The following is a 4,867-nucleotide window of genomic DNA, read 5'->3' on the forward strand; positions in this document are numbered from 1 at the left end:
CGCGCGCACCGGCGCGCGCGGCGGGCGGGGGGGCGTCGAGCCCGGCGAGCGCTCCGCCGGGCGGCGGGCCCGCGGACCGGTCAAGTGCCGGGTCTGCGACAAGGTGCTCACCGAGGCCGTCGAGCGCAAGCTGCGCCGCTGCGAGAGCTGCCCGTCCACGATGGACGAGGGGCTGTACGAGCGGTTGCGCGAGTGGCGGGCCCGGCAGGCGAAGAAGCAGGGCGCGCCGGCCTACGTGGTGTTCACCGATGCCACGCTGATGGCGATCGCCGAGGACGTGCCCGCCGGCCGCGGTGAGCTGGCGGCCATCTCCGGGGTCGGCGCGATGAAGCTGGACAAGTACGGGGCCGCCGTGCTCTCGTTGTGTGCGGGGGAGGAGCCCGAGGAGGATCCGGACGACGTCGAGGACGGCGGTCCGGCCGATCAGGCCTGAGCAGGTCCGAGCGCGGTCCCAGGGGCCGCTCCGAGGGTTTCGGAACCCGTCGTGTGACGTGCCGAAGAACTCGCGTGAAAAATAGTTTGCGCCGCGTACCGGGAGCGCAATAGCCTGCCGGAGCGGTCAAGGGGACGCGGTCGCACGGGGTGAAACCTGTGCCGATGCCCCTCGCCCGAGAGCTTTACCGAGACAGACATCCGAACATTCGGAGCCAGGGCGACCAGGCTCCGCGAGACGCCGAGAGGAGGCGAAGACAGTGGGAAACATCATGATCACCAAAATGACTGGCCAGACCGTTGTCGCTGCCTCCCTGCGTGCCGCCCGTCTGCGGGCGCTCGCCGAGCTCGGTGGAACCGGTCTGGGTCTCGACACCACCGGTGTCTCCGCTCCCGTTGTCAGTGGTCTTGGACACACTGATCTGTGCCTCACGGGCGGCAGGAGCTTCGAAGGCACCTTTGTCGAGACCGGTCTGTCCCGTGACTGGGCGTCGTTCGGTACGTCGTGCTCCCTGCGCGACGAGCGACCGACCCAGGCACCGAAGGCAGCAGTAGCCGCCGCCATGCATGGCGGCTATGCGCAGGTCGTCGGTGCCGGAAACGCCCAGAAGCAGAACGAGCAGCAGATTAACCAGGCCATGGCCGCCTTCACGGGCGCCGAGGCCATCCGGATGCAGGCCTTCCGCGGCCCTGAACCCTGGAGAGAACGAACCTGAGCCAGCCTCAGGTCGGCACCTCCAGGGCCGCGGAACCCGTCACACCGGGATCCGCGGCCCTTCTGTTTTGTCCGGTACGCAAGACCACCCAGGCCCTCCGGGGCCTCCGGCCCAGCACCACCAGTCACCTGGGCCGGAACCACTGAGAAAAGACGAGGAAGACGCCCACAGTGTCCACGGTCATCACACCGCCCACCCCGTCCGTACCGCCGACAAGCCAGATCACCAAGGCCGACCAGGCCGACCCCCCGGAGGTTCCTTCCATGCAGCTCAGCTCGATCGAGCAGGCCGAGTCCCTCGGTCTCCCCATCCCCTGCCGTGCCTTCGACCCCGAGGTCTTCTTCGCGGAGACGCCGGCCGACGTCGAGTACGCGAAGTCGCTCTGCGGCACCTGCCCGGTGAAGGAGGCCTGCCTGGCCGGCGCCCTGGAGCGGCGCGAGCCGTGGGGCGTCTGGGGTGGCGAGCTGTTCGTCCAGGGCGTCGTGGTGGCGCGCAAGCGTCCCCGTGGCCGTCCGCGCAAGACCGAGGTCATGGCATGAACCCCGCCCACGAGGCCAGGGTCGTCCGCCGGGGAGAGCAGCCCCCGCTGGACAGCGCCCTCCGCCGATCCGTGCGGATCGCCGCCGCCAAGGCCGACGCCGCAGCCCGCATCACGTCCCCGAGCAAGCACCACGAGCAGGACCACGACATGAACCCCGCCGCCGTCGATCCCACCGCCCGCGCCGAGCAGGCCACCGAACGTCAGACCCAGAACAGGATCCTCGAGATGCAACTCCTCCACGAATCCCTGGCCCGTGCCCATATGCAAGACAGGCTGCACGAGGCCGAGAACCAACGGCTCGTCAGCCGGGTCGCCCGGGCCCGCAAGCTCAGGCAGCGGGCCGAGCGGGCCTCGATGCGCGCCCGCAAGGCGCTCGCCGTCGCGCTGATGTAGCGCTGATACAGCGCTGATGCAGGGTCCCGCCGGCCCGGAGGGCCCGTCCTCGACAGGCCCCCGCCGGCTCCGGTCCACGGCCGGCCGCCGGTTCGCCGTCGGACCTTGAACCACCCCCGTCGTGCCGCAGGCCGCTCCCCGTCGTCGGGGGAGCGGCCTGCGGCCGTTGTCGCGGTGTGGGGGTCAGTCCTTGCGGACCCGGGCGGGTTCGGCGGTCCTGGCGGGCTTCACGGGCTTCGTGGGGGTGGCGGGGTTGGCGGGTTCCGCGCGCTCTGCCGACGGCCGCCCGGCGAACTCGGGCAGCCACTCCAGCATCTCCGCGCGGAACGGCGCCTTGGCGCCCAGCTGGCAGAGCACCCCGATGGTGCTCAGCGTCACCCGGTGGATCAGCAGGTACGCGGGCGGCAGGTTCAGCTGCTTGCCCAGGTTGTAGGCGGGCGAGCGCGGGTCGGCGATCCGGGCTGCCTGGGCCCGCATCCAGGTCCGGGTGAAGTGGAAGTTCTCCACCGCGGCCGGCTCGATGATCGGCAGCAGGTAGTCCAGCACCGCGTCCGGGTCCAGCCGGACCGAGGGCTTCACGAAGCCCTCCTCGCGCAGCATCCGGAGCACGCCCGCCGCGTCCCCGGCCAGCGCCATCCGCAGCGAGGCCCCGATCGGGGCCGGCAGCCCGCCGGGCAGCCGGTCCACCGTGCCGAAGTCCAGCACGCCCAGCCGCCAGCCCGACACCGGGCCGTCGTCCTTCAGCAGCCGGAAGTTGCCCGGGTGCGGGTCCGCGTGCAGCAGGCCGGTGCGGGACGGGCCGGCGAACAGGAACCGGGCCAGCAGCTGCCCGGCGCGGTCGCGCTCCTCCTGGGTGCCGCCCGCGATCACCTCGGCCAGCGGGGTGCCGCCCATCCACTCGGTGACCAGCACCTGGTCGGCCTGGGCCACCACGCCCGGCACCACGATGTCCGGGTCGTCCGTGAACTCCTCGGCGTGGCGGCGCTGGGCCTGCGCCTCCAGCTCGTAGTCCAGCTCCTCCGAGACGCGCTCGCGCAGCTCGGTGATCAGCGGCTTGATGTCCAGCCCGGGGATCAGCGGGCCCAGCAGCCAGGCCACCCGGCTCAGCTGCGAGAGGTCCGCGAGCAGCGCGTCCCCCGCACCCGGGTACTGCACCTTGACGGCGACCGCGCGGCCGTCGTGCCAGACCGCCTTGTGCACCTGGCCGATCGAGGCGGCGGCCGCGGGCCGGTCGTCGAACTCCCGGAACAGCCCGCGCCAGTCGTCACCGAGCCGCTGGGCGAGCGCGGTGTGCACCTTGGCGGCGGGCATCGGGGGAGCGGCGTCCTGGAGCTTGGTGAGCGCCGCCCGGTACGGCCCGGCGACCTCCTCGGGCAGCGCGGCCTCGAAGACGGACAGCACCTGCCCGAACTTCATCGCCCCGCCCTTGAGTTCGCCGAGGACCTTGAACAGCTGGTCCGCGGTGGCCTGTTGGAGCTCGGCGGTGACCACCTCGGCGGAGCGGCCGCCGATCCGCTTGCCCAGGCCGAGCGTGGCGCGACCGGCTATCCCCAGCGGCAGGGCGGCGAGCCGTGCCGTGCGGGTCACTGCCTTGCGCGGAAGATCGCTCACCCCGGGCCTCCATTCCCTGGCCCCCCGGTTCCGGACGGCCGACCATCTCTACGCCATTGTGCCCGCTCCCTGCTGCGTGCCCCTCGGAATTCCGTGGGGCGGGGCGGAGAGTGGCCTCCCTTTGCGGGGAGTTGGGCGGCTTGGTCCGGGGAGGGCGGGGGGTGGGGGCAGGTGGTTGCTGCGCAGGAAGTCGGCTCGGCCGACTTCCTGCGCAGTGTTGTGATGCTGCTCGCTTCCCTCTTCCCCGGGGCCCCTCCCCCCTCCCCCCTCCCCGCCCACCGCCCACCGCCCACCACCCACCTCCCACCGCACCCACAACCCACCCACCCACCTCGTACCCCGAGCGGTGGTGCCCCGTCCTCTCTGCCGGTCCGTGCCGTGCCCGATCTGTGCCCGGTCAGTGCCCGTGCCCGTGCCGTGCCATGGCCTGTGCCTTGCCCTGGGCAGGGCACGGACCGTGGGAGGCCTCGCACCCGCCCGTGGGGCTTGTCGGCCCCGGCCGGGGGTTCGTCGGGACGGCGGGCCCACCCCGGCCATCGGCTCGTATGGCCGGGTGGGTGCCCGTGGTCCCGTGGGGAGGCCGGAAGCTGCCGAGCCGTGCAGCCGCCGGGCCTGCTCCCGTCAGACTCGTTCTTCTTCTCCTCCTCCGTTCCTCACCCCGGGGGCAGCGGCTGCCAGAGGCAGCCGCAGTCCGGGTGCCCGCGCAGCCGCAGGCGCCGTGGCATGCCGTCCCCGGCCGAGACCTCGCACCAGCCGTCCACGCTCGGTGGGCGCCCGCCGTCCAGGAACACCTGGATGTGCAGGGCCGCCAGGCCGGCGACCGCCGTCGCGAGCGCCGTGTCGCAGGCCGGGGTACGGGCCCGGCCGGGCCCTCCATCGGCCAGCTGGGCCAGGACCCTCGGCCAGGCGGCGTCCTCGTCCTCCCGCCGCAGCACCAGGCAGTGCCCGCAGGCCGACATCCCGGGGATCACCAGCGGCCCGATGACGCCGAACTCCTCGACCACGCCCACGTAGAGGTGCGGCACCCCGGCCCGCAGCAGCAGCCGGGCCTCGTACGTCCCGCCCGCGAAGGCGGCGCTGCCGTCCCGGGGCGCGAGGACCACGAAGTCCGGTGGCGGGTCCCCGGGCCGGCGGCGGGGCACGGGCGCCGGTGGCCGCCCCGCCGCGCGCTGCA

Annotated in this window: 6 protein-coding genes; 4 read left to right on the plus strand and 2 right to left on the minus strand. The window is 73.1% G+C overall.

The features are described from left to right. From AE652_RS35320 to AE652_RS49585, 4 genes are all read left to right on the plus strand, one after another. Positions 1–433 (plus strand): HRDC domain-containing protein (locus AE652_RS35320; RefSeq protein ID WP_049659086.1); only part of this gene is annotated, 433 nt, incomplete at its 5' end. Positions 434–692: 259 nt separating this feature from the next. Beyond that, positions 693–1,148, plus strand: a complete 456-nt coding sequence (locus tag AE652_RS35325) for a hypothetical protein (RefSeq protein ID WP_049659087.1) — start codon at positions 693–695, stop codon at positions 1,146–1,148. A gap of 170 nt (positions 1,149–1,318) precedes the next feature. Then, a complete protein-coding gene (locus tag AE652_RS35330) occupies positions 1,319–1,687 on the plus strand; it encodes a WhiB family transcriptional regulator (RefSeq protein ID WP_369808359.1) in 369 nt (122 codons plus the stop codon). Next, a complete protein-coding gene (locus AE652_RS49585) occupies positions 1,684–2,082 on the plus strand; it encodes a hypothetical protein (RefSeq protein ID WP_063780373.1) in 399 nt (132 codons plus the stop codon). The genes AE652_RS35330 and AE652_RS49585 overlap by 4 nt, the downstream gene beginning before the upstream one ends. A 183-nt stretch (positions 2,083–2,265) precedes the next feature. Here the strand turns inward: AE652_RS49585 and AE652_RS35340 are convergent, their stop codons facing one another. Both AE652_RS35340 and AE652_RS45670 read right to left on the minus strand, forming a co-directional pair. Beyond that, positions 2,266–3,693, minus strand: coding sequence for an AarF/ABC1/UbiB kinase family protein (locus AE652_RS35340; protein ID WP_082346179.1), 1,428 nt, complete (start codon positions 3,691–3,693; stop codon positions 2,266–2,268). 653 nt (positions 3,694–4,346) lie between these two features. Beyond that, on the minus strand, positions 4,347–4,867 hold a 521-nt coding region (locus tag AE652_RS45670), incomplete at its 5' end, for a TOMM precursor leader peptide-binding protein (protein WP_049659091.1).

Source organism: Kitasatospora sp. MY 5-36, from assembly GCF_001182915.1.
Taxonomy (GTDB): Bacteria; Actinomycetota; Actinomycetes; order Streptomycetales; family Streptomycetaceae; genus Kitasatospora.